The organism is Paraburkholderia sp. MM5496-R1, from assembly GCF_050436205.1.
GTDB lineage: Bacteria > Pseudomonadota > Gammaproteobacteria > Burkholderiales > Burkholderiaceae > Paraburkholderia > Paraburkholderia tuberum.
Genome location: NZ_JBNDLT010000003.1, coordinates 666,870 through 683,717, shown reverse-complemented (window position 1 = coordinate 683,717; position 16,848 = coordinate 666,870). Strand labels below are relative to the sequence as shown.

Annotated in this window: 15 protein-coding genes and 2 pseudogenes; 11 read left to right on the top strand and 6 right to left on the bottom strand. The window is 64.3% G+C overall.

Annotated elements, in window-relative coordinates; genetic code table 11:
• Positions 1 to 125 precede the first annotated feature (125 nt).
• Positions 126 to 1,634: an MFS transporter gene (locus OKW38_RS29405; RefSeq protein ID WP_429365549.1), complete on the bottom strand. Its 1,509-nt coding sequence runs from the start codon at positions 1,632 to 1,634 to the stop codon at positions 126 to 128.
• 369 nt (positions 1,635 to 2,003) lie between these two features.
• On the opposite strand from OKW38_RS29405, the gene OKW38_RS29400 reads away from it, so the two are divergent.
• From OKW38_RS29400 to OKW38_RS29385, 4 genes are all read left to right on the top strand, one after another.
• On the top strand, positions 2,004 to 3,182 hold the full coding sequence (locus tag OKW38_RS29400; protein WP_429365548.1) for a porin: 1,179 nt from the start codon (positions 2,004 to 2,006) through the stop codon (positions 3,180 to 3,182).
• Between the two features lie 227 nt (positions 3,183 to 3,409).
• Positions 3,410 to 4,117, top strand: a complete 708-nt coding sequence (locus OKW38_RS29395) for a dienelactone hydrolase family protein (protein ID WP_429364407.1) — start codon at positions 3,410 to 3,412, stop codon at positions 4,115 to 4,117.
• A 66-nt stretch (positions 4,118 to 4,183) separates the two neighbouring features.
• Positions 4,184 to 4,513: a hypothetical protein gene (locus tag OKW38_RS29390; protein ID WP_429364405.1), complete on the top strand. Its 330-nt coding sequence runs from the start codon at positions 4,184 to 4,186 to the stop codon at positions 4,511 to 4,513.
• The gene (locus tag OKW38_RS29385) at positions 4,507 to 5,748 is read left to right on the top strand and encodes a Zn-dependent hydrolase (RefSeq protein ID WP_429364403.1); all 1,242 of its coding nucleotides are present in this window, start codon (positions 4,507 to 4,509) and stop codon (positions 5,746 to 5,748) included. Before OKW38_RS29390 ends, OKW38_RS29385 begins: the two co-directional genes overlap by 7 nt.
• A gap of 8 nt (positions 5,749 to 5,756) precedes the next feature.
• Here the strand turns inward: OKW38_RS29385 and OKW38_RS29380 are convergent, their stop codons facing one another.
• On the bottom strand, positions 5,757 to 6,062 hold the full coding sequence (locus OKW38_RS29380) for a panthothenate synthetase (RefSeq protein ID WP_090807469.1): 306 nt from the start codon (positions 6,060 to 6,062) through the stop codon (positions 5,757 to 5,759).
• A 136-nt stretch (positions 6,063 to 6,198) separates the two neighbouring features.
• Positions 6,199 to 6,823 (bottom strand): annotated as a pseudogene (locus tag OKW38_RS29375) (methylated-DNA--[protein]-cysteine S-methyltransferase).
• 297 nt (positions 6,824 to 7,120) lie between these two features.
• Between OKW38_RS29375 and OKW38_RS29370 the strand changes: the two are divergent.
• The 5 genes and pseudogenes from OKW38_RS29370 to OKW38_RS29350 all read left to right on the top strand — a co-directional run.
• A complete protein-coding gene (locus OKW38_RS29370; RefSeq protein WP_429364401.1) occupies positions 7,121 to 8,515 on the top strand; it encodes a leucine-rich repeat-containing protein kinase family protein in 1,395 nt (464 codons plus the stop codon).
• Entirely contained in the window at positions 8,512 to 9,483 is a 972-nt protein-coding gene (locus OKW38_RS29365) for a substrate-binding domain-containing protein (RefSeq protein ID WP_429364399.1), read from the top strand. The genes OKW38_RS29370 and OKW38_RS29365 overlap by 4 nt, the downstream gene beginning before the upstream one ends.
• A gap of 97 nt (positions 9,484 to 9,580) precedes the next feature.
• Complete coding sequence (locus tag OKW38_RS29360) at positions 9,581 to 10,225, top strand: LysE family translocator (protein ID WP_429333397.1); 645 nt, start codon at positions 9,581 to 9,583, stop codon at positions 10,223 to 10,225.
• A gap of 23 nt (positions 10,226 to 10,248) precedes the next feature.
• Positions 10,249 to 10,680, top strand: a complete 432-nt coding sequence (locus OKW38_RS29355) for an NUDIX hydrolase (RefSeq protein WP_090807459.1) — start codon at positions 10,249 to 10,251, stop codon at positions 10,678 to 10,680.
• 114 nt (positions 10,681 to 10,794) lie between these two features.
• Positions 10,795 to 10,890: pseudogene (locus OKW38_RS29350) on the top strand (ABC transporter substrate-binding protein); the annotation flags it as partial.
• Between the two features lie 102 nt (positions 10,891 to 10,992).
• Here the strand turns inward: OKW38_RS29350 and OKW38_RS29345 are convergent.
• Complete coding sequence (locus OKW38_RS29345; protein WP_429364397.1) at positions 10,993 to 12,384, bottom strand: short-chain fatty acid transporter; 1,392 nt, start codon at positions 12,382 to 12,384, stop codon at positions 10,993 to 10,995.
• A 480-nt stretch (positions 12,385 to 12,864) separates the two neighbouring features.
• Between OKW38_RS29345 and ilvD the strand changes: the two genes are divergently transcribed.
• The gene (gene ilvD, locus OKW38_RS29340) at positions 12,865 to 14,727 is read left to right on the top strand and encodes a dihydroxy-acid dehydratase (RefSeq protein ID WP_429364395.1); all 1,863 of its coding nucleotides are present in this window, start codon (positions 12,865 to 12,867) and stop codon (positions 14,725 to 14,727) included.
• Positions 14,728 to 14,949: 222 nt separating this feature from the next.
• Here ilvD and OKW38_RS29335 read toward each other — a convergent pair whose 3' ends face one another.
• A complete protein-coding gene (locus tag OKW38_RS29335) occupies positions 14,950 to 15,246 on the bottom strand; it encodes a hypothetical protein (RefSeq protein WP_429364393.1) in 297 nt (98 codons plus the stop codon).
• Positions 15,247 to 15,582: 336 nt separating this feature from the next.
• Between OKW38_RS29335 and OKW38_RS29330 the strand changes: the two genes are divergently transcribed.
• The gene (locus OKW38_RS29330; RefSeq protein WP_090807453.1) at positions 15,583 to 16,044 is read left to right on the top strand and encodes a CHRD domain-containing protein; all 462 of its coding nucleotides are present in this window, start codon (positions 15,583 to 15,585) and stop codon (positions 16,042 to 16,044) included.
• A gap of 44 nt (positions 16,045 to 16,088) precedes the next feature.
• Here OKW38_RS29330 and OKW38_RS29325 read toward each other — a convergent pair whose 3' ends face one another.
• Positions 16,089 to 16,781, bottom strand: coding sequence for a cytochrome b/b6 domain-containing protein (locus OKW38_RS29325; protein WP_090807451.1), 693 nt, complete (start codon positions 16,779 to 16,781; stop codon positions 16,089 to 16,091).
• Between the last annotated feature and the right edge of the window lie 67 nt (positions 16,782 to 16,848).

Sequence of the window (16,848 nt, the reverse complement as noted above, 5' to 3'; positions counted from 1 at the left end):
CTCAATCAAAAAGCCTGGCGGGCTGCACGAAAGATGCGGTTCACCAGGCTTTTTTGTTTCCTTTTGCATTGCACGGTGCGAGATAGCCGCAGCGCGGATGTCGGCGGCCACCATCGGACCACTTGTCAGCTCTTGCGAAACACCACATGCGAAATCCGCTGCACCAGCAGCGCGGCCGCGAGCGATGCCACCGCCGTCAGCCACACACCGATATGAATCGACTGCACGAGCGCGTCGCGTGCGCTATCGATCAGCGCGAGCGTATCGAGTCCCGACTTCTTCATATCCGCAATCAGCTGTGTGCGCGACGCTTCGTCGATCAGGATGCGCAGATCGACGAAACGCGGCTGCCATTGCGATGAGGCCGGCTCTCCGAGCACGCTCATCGTGCGCGTGACGACATTGCGATAGTGATGCTGCACGACAGTCGCGACGATGCTGGTGCCGAGCATGCCGCCGACCATGCGCGTCGATTGCAAAAGCGCGGTCGTGATGCCGAAGCGCTCGCGTCCGGCGATCTCCTGGCCGAACACGTTCAGGTTGTTCAGGATGAAGCCGAGGCCGATGCCGACCGCGCCCATCGGCAGCACGATGCGCCAGTGCGGCGTGTTCGGATTGGCGAACGCGAGCGCGATCGACGCGAACATCAGCAGCGCGAAACCGATCGTCAGAATGCGCGTGGGCTTCTTCATGTGAATCACGATGCGCGTGTTCACCACACTACCGAGTGCGATGCACGCGGCGATCGGCGTCGCGAGCAGGCCGGCCTGCTGCGGCGAAAGACCGAAGCCGCCTTGCAGCAGCAAAGGCGCGAAGAAGATCAGCGAGAACATCACGAACCCGGACAGCATGCCGAGCGTGAATAGCGTGACGAGCTGCGCGTCCTTGAACAGATCGAGCGGAACGATCGGATGCGTGGCGCGCTTTTCGCACCTGAAGAGTGCGATCGCGCCGGCGATCACGCACGCGCCGAGCACGAGATTGCCCACGGTGAGGCCGTGCTTCGGCACCGCTTCGATAAACGCCTGCAAGCCGCCGAGCACGCCCGCGACGAGCCCCGCGCCGAGCCAGTCGATCTTTACTTCGCCGTCATGCGGCCGCCGGAAATTCGGCAGATGCGTCCAGATGAAATAGAGCGCCGCCGCGCCCACCGGCAGATTGACGAGAAACGTCGAGCGCCAGCCGAGGTGCTCGCTCATCCAGCCGCCGAGCGACGGGCCGGCCGCCGTGCCGATGCCGTAGGCCGCGGCCAGCACGACCTGCCAGCGCACGCGGGTGCGCGGGTCGGGGAACAGATCGGGAATCGACGCGAACGCGGTGCCGACCATCATGCCGCCGCCAATGCCTTGCAGTCCGCGCGCGATCGCGAGAAACAGCATGCTGTTGGCGAGGCCGCACAACACGGACGCGACCGTGAACGTGATCACCGCGGCGATCACGAAGCGCTTGCGGCCGAAGTAGTCGCCGAGCCGCCCGAACACCGGCACCGTGACGACCGAGGCGAGCAGGTACGCGCTTGCGATCCACGCAAAATATTCGAAGCCGTGCAGCTCGGCGACGATCGACGGCAGCGCGGTGCTGACGACGGTCTGGTCGAGCGCGACCAGCATGTTGACGAGGCCGATGCCGAGCATCGCGTAAAGCGCGTGGCGAAACGGCAGGGCGGGGGCGGCGGCGGCGGAACTGACGGGGGCGGTGGAATTCACGGATCGGGCAGAAGGCGGTTCGGGGTGGACGCTGCACGGCGGATCGCGGTCAGGCTGCCGGCGATTGTACGCAGGTTGTCTGACGTCTTGAGGATTATACGGGTTTCCCCTGGTCAAAAGAATTCGTCGCGCGAAATACCACACGGCGCGGGAAACAGGTGGTGCCCCGGGCACGGCGCCGCACACGGGCCGCGGCGACTCCTGCATCGCCGTCCTCCAGTCGCGGACGCTGGCGCGCGCTTGCATCGTAGGGATGTGCGCGAGCGTACTGGACGGCTCGCACGGGTACGCCCGAACGTGGTACGTTCGCTCGCGGAATATCCGATCGATGTGTTCGAGGAGGAACTCATCCTGCGTCACGCCATGGCTTGCCTGCTGAACACAGTCCGCGAAGCCTTGACGATCAGCGTCGGCGCGAGAGCGGTTTGGGGAGGTGGCGCGCTTCTGCTCTATGCGCACGGCGCAGCCGCCGTCACCGACACCGACATCGATACCGGCACCGGCGCCGCCTCAGGAATCAACCCCGGCTTCGTCTCGCTGTATGGCGTGATCGATACGAGCGTCGAAATCACCGACCCCGGTTCGGGCTGGGTCGCGCGCATGGACTCCGGCGCGTATCGCGGCTCGCGGGTCGGGCTGCATGGCGCGCAGCCGCTCGGGGGCGGCAACGCGATCGTGTTCACGCTCGAAAACGGCTTCAGCTCGACCGACGGCAGCTTGCAGGTGCCCGGCTCGATCTTCAATCGCCAGGCATGGATCGGCGCGAGCGGCAGCTGGGGCGAACTGCGCGTCGGCCGTCAGTATTCGCCGATCTATATTCCGTTCAAGGGCGATCTCGACGCGTTCGGCGCCGGCACGATCGCCTCGGGGCTCAACAATCTGTCAAAGATCACGCCGTATGCGAACAACGCGGTTGCGTATCTGTCGCCGCGCATTGCCGGCTTCAGTGCGACGCTGATGATGGCGATGCGCGATCCGTCCGAGGCCGACGGCAACGGCATCGACGGTTATTACGTGAGCGCGTCGTATCGGCTCGACCACCTGCATCTGCTGTACGCGCGCCAGCAGACGCACGGTGCCGGCGCGCTGCGCGCGAACCTCGGCGGCGCGAACTACGCCTTCGGCAAGCTGCGCGTGTGGCTGTCCTTTTTCAACGGCGATGGCGGCACGCCGGTCTATCACGGCGCGGGCGGCTCGCTGTCGGCGCAGTACAGTTTTTCGACCAATGCGCGTGCCTCGCTCGGCTATGCGCACGTGCGCGACTACACGACGCCTGGCGGCAGCGCGGACCAGTTCAGCGCGGCATTCGAATACAGCATGTCGCCGACGCTGCTGCTGTATTTCAGCGCCGCCTATCTCGCGAATCACGACGACTCGCGCTTCACGCTGCGCGGCGTCAACGTGACCGGGCTGCCCGTTGCCTATCCGGGCGCGCCGGTCGCGGGCGTCCAATTCGGTGTGATAGAGCGGTTCTAGCGCGCATCGCAATACGTCAAGCTTTCAGTCGAGTCATTCACCCATTGGATAAAAGCGCTTGAATGCGTGCGCGAAATCACATGTCGCGCGGGCCTGATTTCTGCGTCGCGTTTCACATAACGCGCAGATTCCGCGGGATCACGCTCGCGCGTTGGCACGATTCCGATTGAACAGAAAACGGGGTAGCGGCGCTATGCTAGCGGTTTCGTCTACTCGAGGAGCGACCGATGACCCAACACGCAGGTTCGATGATCACGTTCAACCGTCCCGACGGCAAGCAGCTACAGGGCTATCTCGCGAAGCCTGAAAAAACCGCGGGCGCGCCCGCGGTCGTCGTGATCCAGGAATGGTGGGGCTTGAACGACCAGATTCGCGGCGTCGCCGATCGCCTCGCCAAAGCCGGCTACTTCGCGCTGGTGCCCGATCTGTATCGCGGCAAGTCGACGGTCGAAGAGGATGAGGCGCACCACTTGATGAGCGGCCTCGATTTCGGCGATGCCGCGACGCAGGACGTGCGCGGCGCGGTCCAGTATCTGCAGCAGCACGCGGCGAAGGTTGGCTTGACCGGCTATTGCATGGGCGGCGCGCTGACGTTCCTCGCGCTGTGCAACGTGCCTGAAGTAGCGGCCGGCGTCGTCTGGTATGGCTTCCCGCCGCTCGACTATATCGACGCGTCGAAGATCAAGGTTCCGATGATGGGCCACTGGGGTTTGCAGGACGAGTTCTTCGCCGCCGACACCGTCGACGCGCTCGAAAAGAAACTCACCGACGCGAAAGTCGACGTCGAGTTTCATCGCTATCTGGCGCGTCACGCGTTCGCGAACGAAACGGCGGTCGGGTCGGGCCGCATCGCGAGGACGCAATACGACCCGGTCTGGGCGCAACAGGCGTGGGATCGTACGTTGACGTTCTTTGGCCGCACGCTGTGGAAATGAGTTGGTGAATGGCGGAAGCGGACGGCTCGTCCGCTTCGTGAGAGTGCCCGCGGTCGTGGCGCTTTCTTGATACGGCCGTCCGATCTGTGCCGCACGTTGCCCACGATGGACGCGCCCGCGGCTCAGGAAGCGCTCCACATCTGCGCGCTGTTGATGGCGGCGGCGTTCGGCAAGGAAACAGGCTTGACCGGCAGTGCGCGGGCGGTGGCACGCACCGCGATGTTCACGGCAGCGCGCCGCTATATCGACGCAAATCCCGGCCAACCTGATCTGACGGTCGACTGCGTGCTGGCCATGTCGCAGCTGTCGCGGCCCACGCTGTATCGATTGTTCGAGCCGGAGGCTGGGCTTCACGCGTATATCCGCAACCAATTCATGGAGATGACAACGTGGTGAAGATCGATCCTGACCGGCTGATGGCCGACCTCAAACGGCTGCGCGGTTTCGGCGCGACCGGTCCCGGCGTGGTCCGGCTCGCGCTGTCGCCGGTCGATCTGGCGGCACGCGAATGGCTGGTCGGCCGGATGACGGAGGCGGGGCTCGACGCGCGCATCGACGGCGTCGGCACCGTGTTCGGACGCTCACGCAATAGCGGTCCCGCGCTCGTGATCGGCTCGCATACCGACACGCAGCCGACCGGCGGCTGGCTCGATGGCGCAATGGGCGTGATGTACGGGCTCGAAATCGCCCGCGCGCTAGCGGAGCATGACGCGACGCGGCACCTCGCCGTCGACGTCGCGTCGTGGATCGACGAGGAGGGCACGTTCTCGGGCCTGCTCGGCAGCCGCAGCTTCGTCGGCGAGGCGGTCGACGACTCGATTCGCGGCGCGACGAATCGGCAGGGCGAACGCCTCGCCGACGTACTCGAGGCCGCTGGACTGGCGGGCCGACCGCGTGCGCGTTTCGAGGCAGGGCGCCAGGTCGCGTATCTGGAGCCGCATATCGAGCAGGGCGGACGTCTCGAAGCGATCGGCAAAGCGATCGGCGTCGTCACGACGATCGTCGGGTTGCGCGAATCGCGGCTGCGCTTCACCGGTCAGCGCAACCACGCGGGCACGACGCCAATGGCGATCCGCCGCGACGCGGGCGCGGCGCTCGTCGCGTTCATCGCGCGGATGAACGACGCGTTCGGGCAGCTGGCGGACGCGGATACCGTCTGGACCGTGGGCCGCATCGATCTCGATCCGGGCTCGATGAGCGTCGTGCCCGGCGCGGCCGACATGTACCTGCAATTCCGCGATGCGAACCCCGCACGGCTTCAGGCCATGGAACGCGCGCTCGCGGAACTGGTGCGCGATTTCAACGCGCACGACGCGGTGAGCGTCGAATTGCAGACGCTCGACGAGCCGATCGAACCCGTCAGCATGGACGCTACGCTCGCGGAGCACATCGCGCGAGCCGCCGAAGCACTCGCGCCGGGCCAGTGGCTGCGCATGCCGAGCGGCGCCGCGCACGACGCGCAGGTGATCGCGCGTTGCATGCCGGCGTGCATGATGTTCGTGCCGAGCATCGGCGGCGTGAGTCACGACTTTATCGAGGACACGGCCGAGGCGCATATCGTGCTCGGCTGCCAGGTCGCGGCGACGGCCGCGGCTTCGATGCTGCTGCAGCTATCGGCTGGGCATTCCTGAGGGCCGCGCTACTTCCACTTGTCGCCGAGCGCGTCGAGCCCGGCTTTCATCAGATCCTCGGGCAGCATCGCGATGCGCAGCTCGCAGTCGGCGTCGAGCGTCAGGAACCACGGTTCGGCAAGCGCGGGGATCGCCGATGCATCGGCGACCTCGACGACCGCCACCGCGCCGCGTTTGCCCTGCTGCTCGGTGAAGTAGATGGCTTCCGGTTTCATGTCCTCGAGGATCTTTCTCATCAGGTCGCCGATTCGGCCTTCGCGCACGAGTGTGCTGAACGGTTCGTTCGGTATTTGTATGTTGAGAAGCATGCGCATGTCATCCTCCTGTTCGATGCCCCAAAGGGCATCTTAAGGATAGGTGTTGCATGCGCGGGCGATGGTGCTGATCGCGGACGAAGCATCGGCGATTACGGCCGGTGGGTGGCGCATCGTGCCGGGTGTGTGCGCTGCTTTAGCTACCGAACAGCGAACCCTGCGTTCCCCGGGCTCGGCTGACGATGCGCCGGTTTCGCGGGCGCATCGTCCTTGACCGCTTGCGCCGCTCCCCGCTCAGGCGCCCGCCTTTGCGCGTGGTCCGCCGCTGCTTCGAGCGAGGTCTGCCCCGCCTCCAGCGAAAGCAGCAGCATCTTGTTGGCGAGGCCGCCGGCGAATCCCGTCAGCTCGCCCGACGCGCCGATCACGCGATGACACGGCGCGACGATCGAGATCGGATTCCGGCCGTTTGCCGCGCCCACCGCGCGCACCGCATTGACGTTGCCGATCTGCTGCGCGATCTCCGAGTAGCTGCGCGTCTGGCCGAACGGAATGGTCAGCAGCGCGCGCCAGACCTGCTTCTGGAACTCGGTGCCGTGAAAGTCGAGCGGCAGATCGAAGGCCTGGCGCGTGCCCGCGAAGTACTCGTGCAATTGCCGCGCGGTCTCCACGAGCACCGCTAGCTCGTTCGCTTCGCTCATCTCGCCGAGTCGCACGCGGTCAGGCTTGTCGTGCTCCCACAAAATCGCGGCGAGGCATTCGCCTTTCGCCACCAGCTTCAACTGACCGACCGGCGAATCGATCAACTTGTATGCGTACGTCACTTTCTCAGGCTCCTGACAGGGTGGCGGCGCAAGGACTTGCGAGGCGGCGTTTCGACGACCGGACGCGCAAAACCGCATGAAGGCTGCGCCGTTATCCGATAGTGTGTCGCTTGCGTGGCCCGAACGCGCTCCAGATATTGCTGTCTCATTCGCATTCGACATGGCCGCGACGGCCGTGACCCCCGCGACGCTCGCATCACTGTACCGCAGAGAACCCCAGATGACCTTCGACTCAGTAAAATCGACAGCTTCGGTACGACGCGCTGCGGGCGCTACCCGATCTTCTTTCCCACGACTGTGACCACGACTTTAGAACAACTGCGGGCCGGGCGACTGGCGGGTGCGCGCGAACTCAAACTCGCGTGCGGCCTGAGCGAATTTCCGCGCGAGATTTTCGATCTCGCCGATACGCTCGAAGTGCTCGACCTGTCGAACAACGCATTGACGACGCTGCCGGACGATCTGCCGCGTCTGCGCAAACTGCGTATCCTGTTCGCGTCCAACAACCCGTTCACCGAATTGCCCGGCGTGCTCGGCGAATGCGCTCAACTGAGCATGATCGGCTTCAAGTCGAATCGCATCCGCGAGGTGCCGGCGCGCGCGCTGCCGCCGCTGCTGCGTTGGCTGATTCTGACCGACAACGGTCTCGAACGCTTGCCCGCGGAGCTCGGCCGCTGCACGCAACTGCAGAAGCTGATGCTTGCCGGCAACCGGCTGCGCGCGCTGCCCGAGGAGTTGGCCGCATGCACGCGGCTCGAACTGCTGAGGGTCGCGGCGAATCGTTTCGATGCATTGCCGCGTTGGTTGCTGCGTCTGCCGCGGCTCGCGTGGCTCGCGTATGCGGGCAATCCGTTCAACGCGGCGCTTGAACAGGCGGCGCTCATCGACACACCGATCAGCGGCATTCGTTGGGATGCGTTGCAGCTCGAACGGCCGTTGGGCGAGGGCGCATCGGGCGTCATCTATCGCGCGGCGCTGCACGCGGACAAGGAGCCCGCGCCGCGTGCGGTCGCCGTCAAGCTGTTCAAGGGCGCGGTGACGAGCGACGGTTTGCCCGACTGCGAGATGGCTGCTTGCATTCGCGGCGGCGAACATGCGAACCTGATCCCCGTGCTCGGCAAGGTGATCGGGCATCCGTCGGATACGCATGGCCTCGTGATGGGATTGATCGATACGCGCTTCGCCAATCTCGCCGGTCCGCCGAGCCTCGCATCGTGTACGCGCGACATCTATCGCGACGACGCGCGCTTCGACCTTGCGACGGTGCTCGGTATCGCGAGCGGCATCGCGAAGGTCGCGAGTCATCTGCATCGGGGCGGCGTGATGCACGGCGATCTGTACGCGCACAATATCCTGCACGGCGGCGCGGGGCGCGCGCTGCTCGGCGATTTCGGGGCGGCGTCGTTTTTTGACGCCGGCGATCGCGAGCTCGCTATCGCGTTGCAGCGGCTCGAAGTGAGGGCGTACGGCTGTCTGCTCGAAGAACTGCTCGAGCGTTGCGAGGTATCCGGTGGACTCGACGCGCAACTCGCCGCCTTGAAGACGCGTTGTCTGAGCGAAGATATCGACAGCCGGCCGCTCTTCGACGAAATTGCCGCCAGCGTCGCGTCGTTCGATCGGCCCGTCCGCAACCGGCACGTCCGCAACCGGCACCTCCGCAACCGGCACGTCCGCGAAGGAGTCAAGCCATGACGCAGAACATGCGCCGCCGCGTGCTGCTCGCGGGCGCGCTGGCCGCAACCGGTCTCACTGGCATCGCGCTGTTCGCGGACGATGCCGGCGCCGAAGTGCTGCCCGGCACGAAGCCGAAGATCGCGCTCGTACTCAAATCGATGTCTGACCCGTTCACGGTCGCGATGGTCGACGCTGCACGCAATTACCAGGACCACTTCTCGTCGCAATTCAGCCTGACGATTCGCGGCACGGCCAAACAGACCGACACCGCCGCGCAGATCCGCATGGTCGACGAGGCGATCAGGGCGAAGGTGAACGCGATCGTGATCGCGCCGACCGACTCGAAGGCGCTGATCCCGGTGATCGCGCGCGCGATCAAGGCCGGCATCATCACGATCACGATCGACAACCCGCTCGACGATGCGGCGCAAGCGGCCGCCGGCATCTCGGTGCCGTTCGTCGGGCCGAACAATCGCAACGGCGCGAAGCAGGTCGGCCAATATCTGGCCACGCGGCTGAAGCCCGGCGATCAGGTTGGCATCATCGAAGGCATTTCGGTGAGCAGCAATGCGCAGCAGCGCACGGCCGGCAGCCGCGATGCGATGGATGCCGCGAGCGTGCAGGTCGTCGCGGTCGAGTCGGGTGACTGGGAGTACGGCAAGGCCCGCGACGTGGCCACGAAAATGCTGGCCGAGCATCCGCAGTTGCGCGCGCTGTTATGCGGCAACGACAACATGGCGATGGGCGCGGTCGACGCGATTCGCGACGCGGGTCGCGGCGGCGGCGTCTATGTCACCGGCTACGACGCGATCGATGCGATCAAGCCGCTACTCGCCGACGGCCGCGTGCTCGCGACGATGAACCAGTTCGCCGGCCGCCAGACCGTGTTCGGCATCGACTTCGCGTTGAAGGCGGTGACCGAGCGGCGCAAGCAGCGCGAGTTGTCGAAGGTGATCGAGACGCCGCTGCAACTGGTGACGGGCTGAAGCGTTGAGGCGGCGCGCGACGCGGCAGCGATTTTTTCCGTGGCATGATGATGTCCGGTGTATTGGTATTCAACCACAACGAACCGCTGGGCCTGCCATGTCCTTCCATACCTGGTTGCTTTTCGCCGGTGCCTATCTGCTCACCACTATTTCGCCGGGACCGAACGTTCTGCTCGTGATCCGCAATTCGGTCCGCTATGGAAACCGCGGCGCGGCGGCGAGCGTGGCCGGTAATCTGCTCGCGCAAGGAGTCGTCGTCGTCCTCGTGGCGCTAGGTGTCGGCGCGGTATTGACGACGCTGCCACCGCTCTTCGTCGCGATGAAAGTGCTCGGCGCGGGTTATTTGGTGTATCTCGGCATCAGGCAACTGCGCGGCGGCAACAAAGAGGCATCGCGGGCCGCGCAGCCGGCGGGCGTCGCATCGTCCGCTTATACGTTCGAGCGCAAGAAGGTATTCCGCGAAGCCTTGCTCGTGTCGGGCAGCAATCCGAAGACGATGATCTTTCTATCGGCGTTCATGCCGCAATTCATCGACCACGAGCGCGGCCTGTCGGAGCAGTTCATCGTGATGTATCTGACGATCGCGGTCACCGTCGCGCTCGTGCACACCATTTATTCGCTCGGCGTGCGCGGTATCCATACGCGCGTCGGAGCCAGCCGTTGGGTCGCGGCCATCAAACGCGGCAGCGGGCTCGTCTTCGTCGCGCTCGGCATCAAGCTGCTGACCGCGCAACGCGGCTAGTCCGTCATGATGCCGGCAAGAAAATGAGCCGAATGCAAAGCATCGTCGATGTGAACGTGCTGTTCCTGAATGGGCAGGGCGAGTGCCTTTTCATCCAGCGCGCGAATACCGGTTTCAGGGACGGCCAGTACGCGTTGATTGCCGGCCATCTCGAACCGGGCGAATCGATCGAGGCATGCGCGATTCGAGAATCGAAAGAAGAAGCCGGTGTGACGATCGCGCCCGGCGCGCTCGAATTCAAACTCGTGATGCGGCGCGACTCGGACACGAACCGCATCAGCTTCTTTCTCGTGTGCCGTTCATGGCAAGGCGAACTGGCGAACATGGAGCCGCACAAGTGCTCGGGCTTCGTGTGGGCGAAGCCGGACCATCCACCGGCACCGGTCGTCGACTACGTGGCGGCCGCTCTCGCGCATATCCGCGACGGTGTGATGCTGGCCGATTTCAAGCCGTGATTCGCAGAGTTGCTGCTTATCTCGTCACTTTTGCTGACGATTTCCTGAACGAATCAAACCCTCCCGCTGAATCGAGCGACGAAACGACCGCCAATTGACGCGGCTCCAATCGCGACGTTCGACGCGAAGGGCGACCTTCAGCACGGCGTGATCTCGCTGTACGACTACAAGGACGGCAAAAAGACGCTGCTGGACGTCGTCAAGATGTAACAGCGAGCGGTACGCCGCAAAAGCACAAAGGGCCGATCAAGCATTGCTTCATCGGCCCTTTGTTTTGACGGTAGCGAGATCGTTCGACTCAGGTCATTGTGGTTACGGCACGAGCCACAACGCCACCGCGTAAATCACCAGCGACACCGCGAACGTCACCGCCGTATAGCCCATGACGCGCTGAATCCGGATACCCGCGATCGCGACGATCGGCACGGCCCAGAACGGCTGCAGCATGTTCGATACATTCTCGGCCATCGCGACGCCCATTGCGGTGCGCGGCACCGACGCATGCAGGCTGAGCGCCGCGGGCAGCACGAACGGACCCTGCACCGCCCAGTGGCCACCGGCGCTCGGCACCAGCAGCGTGATGATCAGCGAGCTCAGATAGCTCCACAGCGGCAGCGTGACCGGTGACGCGATCGTCACGAACGCTTTCGCGATCATCGACGCGAGACCCGTGCCCTTCATGATGCCCATGATCCCGCCGTACATCGGATATTGCAGCAGCATCGAGCCGGTCTGACGCGCGGCGCGGCGAATCGAATTCGCGTACGCGATCGGCGTGCGTTGCAGCGCGAGACCGATCATCAGGAAGATCAGGATCGTGTTGTTGATGTCGAGATCGAATCCTTCCTTGTGCCACGTCAGCGCCAGATAGCCGATGCCGAGCGCGAGCATCAGCAGTGTGCCGAGCATCGACTGCTCGAGGCGCGCCGCAAGCGATGTCTCGCTGCTCGCGCGGGCATGCGGGTCGTCGCTCGGCGCGTCGGCGGCTGCTTCGCCGCTCTGACGAAACGCGACGACGTTCTCCGCCTTCGGATGCATCTTGATGAAGATCGCGGTCATCACGACGACGACCAGCACGGTCGGAATGAACACGAACGGCGCGAAGATGGTTTCGCTGAGCGGCACCACGTGGCCGGTCGCTTTCTCGACGAGATTCAGCGCATTGCCGTGGGATGCCTGTGATAGCGCGATCGAACTTGACAGCCCGCTGTTGCAGATCGACCAGGCCGAATAGCTGCCCGCGACGAGCCATGCGAAGTCGACGTCGACGCGCCGCGCGATTTCCCGCGACAGCAACGCGCCGACGATGAGCCCGAGCCCCCAATTGAGCCACGCGGCAACCGCGACGACCGGAAACACGAGCAGCGCGGCACGCGTCGGCGAGTTCGCATGCGACGCGAGCGCGCGCAGACCGCGTTGCACGATCGGCGCTTCCGCGATCGCGTAGCCGGTCGCGAGGATCAGGATCATCTGCAGCGCGAAGCCCAGAATGCCGAACGTGCCGGTGTACCAGGAGTCGAGCAGCGTCGGCAATGTGCCGTTCGGTGCGATCAGCATCGCCAGCACGGCGACGAAGAACGTCAGGCAGATCGACAGTACGAACGGGTCGGGCATGACCTGCTCGAAAACATAAACCAGCCCTTCGACGATGCCGCGCGAAGCGGCCGGTCGGCCGGCGGCGCGGGAGGGAGTGTCTCGCTTCATGTGTGTGACTCTGTGTAGTGCCCGGCCCTGTGCTGGGCGGAGGGGCGGGTACGGCGCGCCGGCGCGGGGTGCTGGCGCGTATTGGCGGCAAACTTGCCTTACCTGATCTTGATCACAGCGGACAGATTGGCGCGAATCCAGGAGGGTGGGCCCAGGCTTGGGCGCGCCTGGCCTCGAACCCGGTGTTGCGCTCGAAAAGACCTCTGTTTCCGTTTCGGTGTTCTTATGGTGAACACGGTTTCGTTAAACGAACGCTGCATTATTCGCGGTGAGCGCGGGCAATGTCAAGAAAAGGTGAAATCGGCTGAGCGGTGGCGGCATCGTTTAATACTTTCCTCGACCTAATTACGCAGAAAAAATATATTGGACGTCTTACTGGCGTTCTTGCACTATTCGTTCCCAGCGCAAAGTCCGCGCTGCGATCCCCACGCCCGCGCGGGCGCTCATCAAAACCGATAACAGCAATACCTGAGGATACAGATGCCTAACTATCGCTCACGCACTTCGACTCATGGCCGCAACATGGCCGGCGCCCGCGCGCTGTGGCGCGCCACCGGCATGAAGGACGACGATTTCGGCAAGCCGATCATCGCGGTCGTGAATTCGTTCACGCAGTTCGTGCCGGGCCACGTGCATCTGCGCGACCTGGGCGCGCTGGTCGCGAAGCAGATCGAAGCGGCCGGCGGCGTGGCGAAGGAATTCAATACGATCGCCGTCGACGACGGCATCGCGATGGGCCACGGCGGCATGCTGTATTCGCTGCCGTCGCGCGAACTGATCGCGGACTCGGTCGAGTACATGGTCAACGCGCACTGCGCGGACGCGATGGTCTGCATCTCGAACTGCGACAAGATCACCCCGGGCATGCTGATGGCCGCGATGCGCCTGAACATTCCGGTCGTGTTCGTGTCGGGCGGTCCGATGGAAGCGGGCAAGATCAAGTCGCCGACCGACGGCCAGGTGATCGCGAAGATCGACCTGATCGACGCGATGATCAAGGCCGCCGATCCGAAGATCAGCGACGCCGAAGTCGCCGAAGTCGAGCGCAGCGCGTGCCCGACCTGCGGTTCGTGCTCGGGCATGTTCACCGCGAACTCGATGAACTGCCTGACCGAGGCGATCGGCCTCGCATTGCCGGGCAACGGCACCATCGTCGCGACGCACGCATGGCGCAAGGGCCTGTTCGAACAGGCGGGCAGCCTGGTCGTCGATCTGTGCCGCCGCTATTATCAGGAAGAGGACGCCTCGGTCCTGCCCCGCAGCATCGCCACCAAGCAGGCGTTCGAAAACGCGATGACGCTCGACGTCGCGATGGGCGGCTCGACCAACACCGTGCTGCACCTGCTGGCCGCCGCGCAGGAAGCGGGCGTCGATTTCACGATGTCGGACATCGACCGTATCTCGCGCAAGGTGCCGTGCCTGTGCAAGGCCGCACCCATGACCGACAAGTACCACATCGAGGACGTGCATCGCGCGGGCGGCATCATCGGTATTCTCGGTGAACTCGCGCGCGCGGAGCTGCTCGATCTGTCGTGCGGCAACGTGCATAGCGGCACCCTCGGCAACGCGATCGCGAAGTGGGACATCGCCGGCGGCGCGGGCGAGGAAGCGCAGAAATTCTTCCGCGCGGCGCCGGGCGGCATTCCGACCACGGTCGCCTTCAGCCAGGAAGCGACCTACGCGACGCTCGACACGGACCGCAAGAGCGGCTGTATCCGCAGCAAGGAAAACGCGTACTCGAAGGACGGCGGCCTCGCGGTGCTGTACGGCAATCTCGCGGAGAAGGGCTGTATCGTGAAGACCGCGGGTGTCGACGAATCGCAGTGGCTGTTCTCGGGTCGCGCGCGCGTGTTCGAAAGCCAGGACGACGCGGTCGACGCGATTCTCGGTGACAAGGTCGTGCCGGGCGACGTCGTGGTGATCCGCTATGAAGGTCCGAAGGGCGGTCCGGGCATGCAGGAAATGCTGTACCCGACTTCGTATCTGAAGTCGAAGGGCCTCGGCAAGAGCTGTGCGCTGTTTACCGATGGCCGTTTCTCGGGCGGCTCGTCGGGCCTCGTGATCGGCCATGCGTCGCCGGAAGCGGCGGAAGGCGGCACGATCGGTCTGGTCGAAGACGGCGACGTGATCGAGATCGACATTCCGCAGCGCAAGATGCATCTTGCGGTGTCGAATGAAGAGCTCGCACGCCGTCGCGCGGCGATGGAAGCGCGCGGCGACGACGCATGGCAGCCGACCAATCGCGAGCGTGTCGTGTCGCAGGCATTGCAGGCGTATGCGGCGCTCGCGACCTCGGCCGATCGCGGCGCGGTGCGCGATATTTCGCAATTGAAGCGCAAGTAAAGCGCGGACTGGCGCGGATCGGCGCGGCGGCCCTTTTCGCGGTGACGCGACTGGGCCCCAATAGAGACCGGTATGCGGGCGACTGTGTGCCGGTTTTTTTTTGCAGTGGCAGTGCGAATGGACGATCGCTCAGGCGTCTCCTGCGCAGCCCTGCGCGGAGCCTTTCCTAAGCCGAAAAACTGAAAACGATGTCATCGGCACGCTGCGACGACCCCGCCAGCATCACGCAGTTTCTGCCGTTTGCTGATGAAAGAATCGCCGGAAGCCGTGGATCGCGAGGAGCGAGGCCAGTGGCAGCAACGCGCTTGCGCCCAGTACGACGATATCCGACCGACGGAACAGAAGGAGCGTGGCCGCGACGGCCAGCAGGCCACTTGCCACACACCAATGGCGTATCCCCGGAACCTGAGCGCGAAACAGCGAGCCGAGAACGGCGACGCTCATCAGGCAGGACAGAATCGCGATGCCGATGAAGGCGTTCGGGATGGACATGGCAGCGCAACAATGGGTGTGATCCATGAAGGCTCCTGGCGCAACACCAGGTCGCGCCAGTTACATCCGCTGCCTTCGCACAAAGCGCATCTCGTACCGGAAGAATTTTTCGCGCCGGATCAAATTTCAACGATTTTCGCCCGACGATTTCCTTTCGAATCGCTGGACAGACTGATCTGGCGTCGACGTAACGGGGCGGTCGCCGCGCATAGCCGGATTTCGGCCTCATGCAACCTTCGCGTTACGGCCTGCTTGCGTCTATGCTTGACTCACTTGTTTGGCTGCCAACAACGCCGACGAGGTCTTCTGCAGTCTTCAATAATCGCCCGCGCACCAAGGGCAAACCCAACAGGAGAAAACCAGATGTCACGATCCATCACGCGGCGCGCTTTCATGGTGTTCTGTGGTTTGGCCTTCGCGGGTACGCTGACCTTGGCGCAAGCGGCGCCCGTCTCGTTCGAGGTGCCTTTGACGGGCGCCCAACAGGTTCCGCCGGTGCAGACGCCTGGCAGCGGCACCGCCAAGCTCACGTACGACCCCAGCACGCGGGTCGTCACCTGGAACATCAGCTTCAGCGGATTGACGAGTCCGGCCACGATGGCGCATTTCCACGGGCCCGCCCCGGCAGGTAAAAACGCAGGCATAAAAGTCTGGTTGTCGCAGAAGGGCAACATGGAGGTGACGAGCCCGATCACCGGTCAGGCCACGCTATCTCCGGACGACGCCAAGATGTTCGAAGCCGGTGACATGTACATCAACGTTCACACGAAGGACAATCCGAATGGCGAGATCCGCGGCCAGGTGAAGCCGCCGAAGGGCAGTTGATCCAGGCACGGTAGCCGCGCCCGGAGAGCGGGTTTGCGGCAGGCTCACAGATAAGCCGCGAGCAGCATCACCACGGCAACGCCGACGCCGAATGGCAGCAGCGCCAGCAGCGCTGGCGCCTGCCGCGGGGCGTCCACGGACGAGGGCAGCAGTTTGTAGCCGGTCAGCATCGGGCGCAGCAGGTTGTGTCCCTTCGCTACCGCGTAGAGGGCGATCACGAGCACGTGCAGCACCACCGCGGCAAGCAGCACGTACCAGACAAGGCCGTGCAACGCCGAGATTGCGTTGGCGAGCCACACGGGCACCAGTTCGCTAAACGGCCCTTCGTCGGCGATATCGTTGTTGACGTAGAGCCCGCTCAGCGTCTCGGTCAGCAGCAAGACGAGCAGAAATAGAACCATCCAGCCGCCGGCCGCATTGTGGCCTACCTGCACATCGGGCTCGCGATGAAACAGGCGGCGCAAATGACGGAGCGCAGCCGCGGGTGATGCCACGAAACTGCGAAAGCGGGCGGTCTCACTGCCAAAGCAGCCCCACAGCAGGCGGAAAATAACAAGGGCGAGCAGCGTCTCGCCGACGCGCACGTGCCAGTCGATCCAGTTCAGCTTCAACGTGACATACGCGGCCGTGACCAGCACGACCACCAGCCAGTGAAACAACCGCACCGGCGCGTCCCAGACAAGGACAGGGCGGGTTACGGGCTGGGTCGGCCGCGTGTCGGGTTCGTGAGCATCCATGTGTCGTACCTGCGTGCGCAATCGCGCTCGGACGAAAATCCGCGTGGCTCCTCGGCCACGCGGAAAA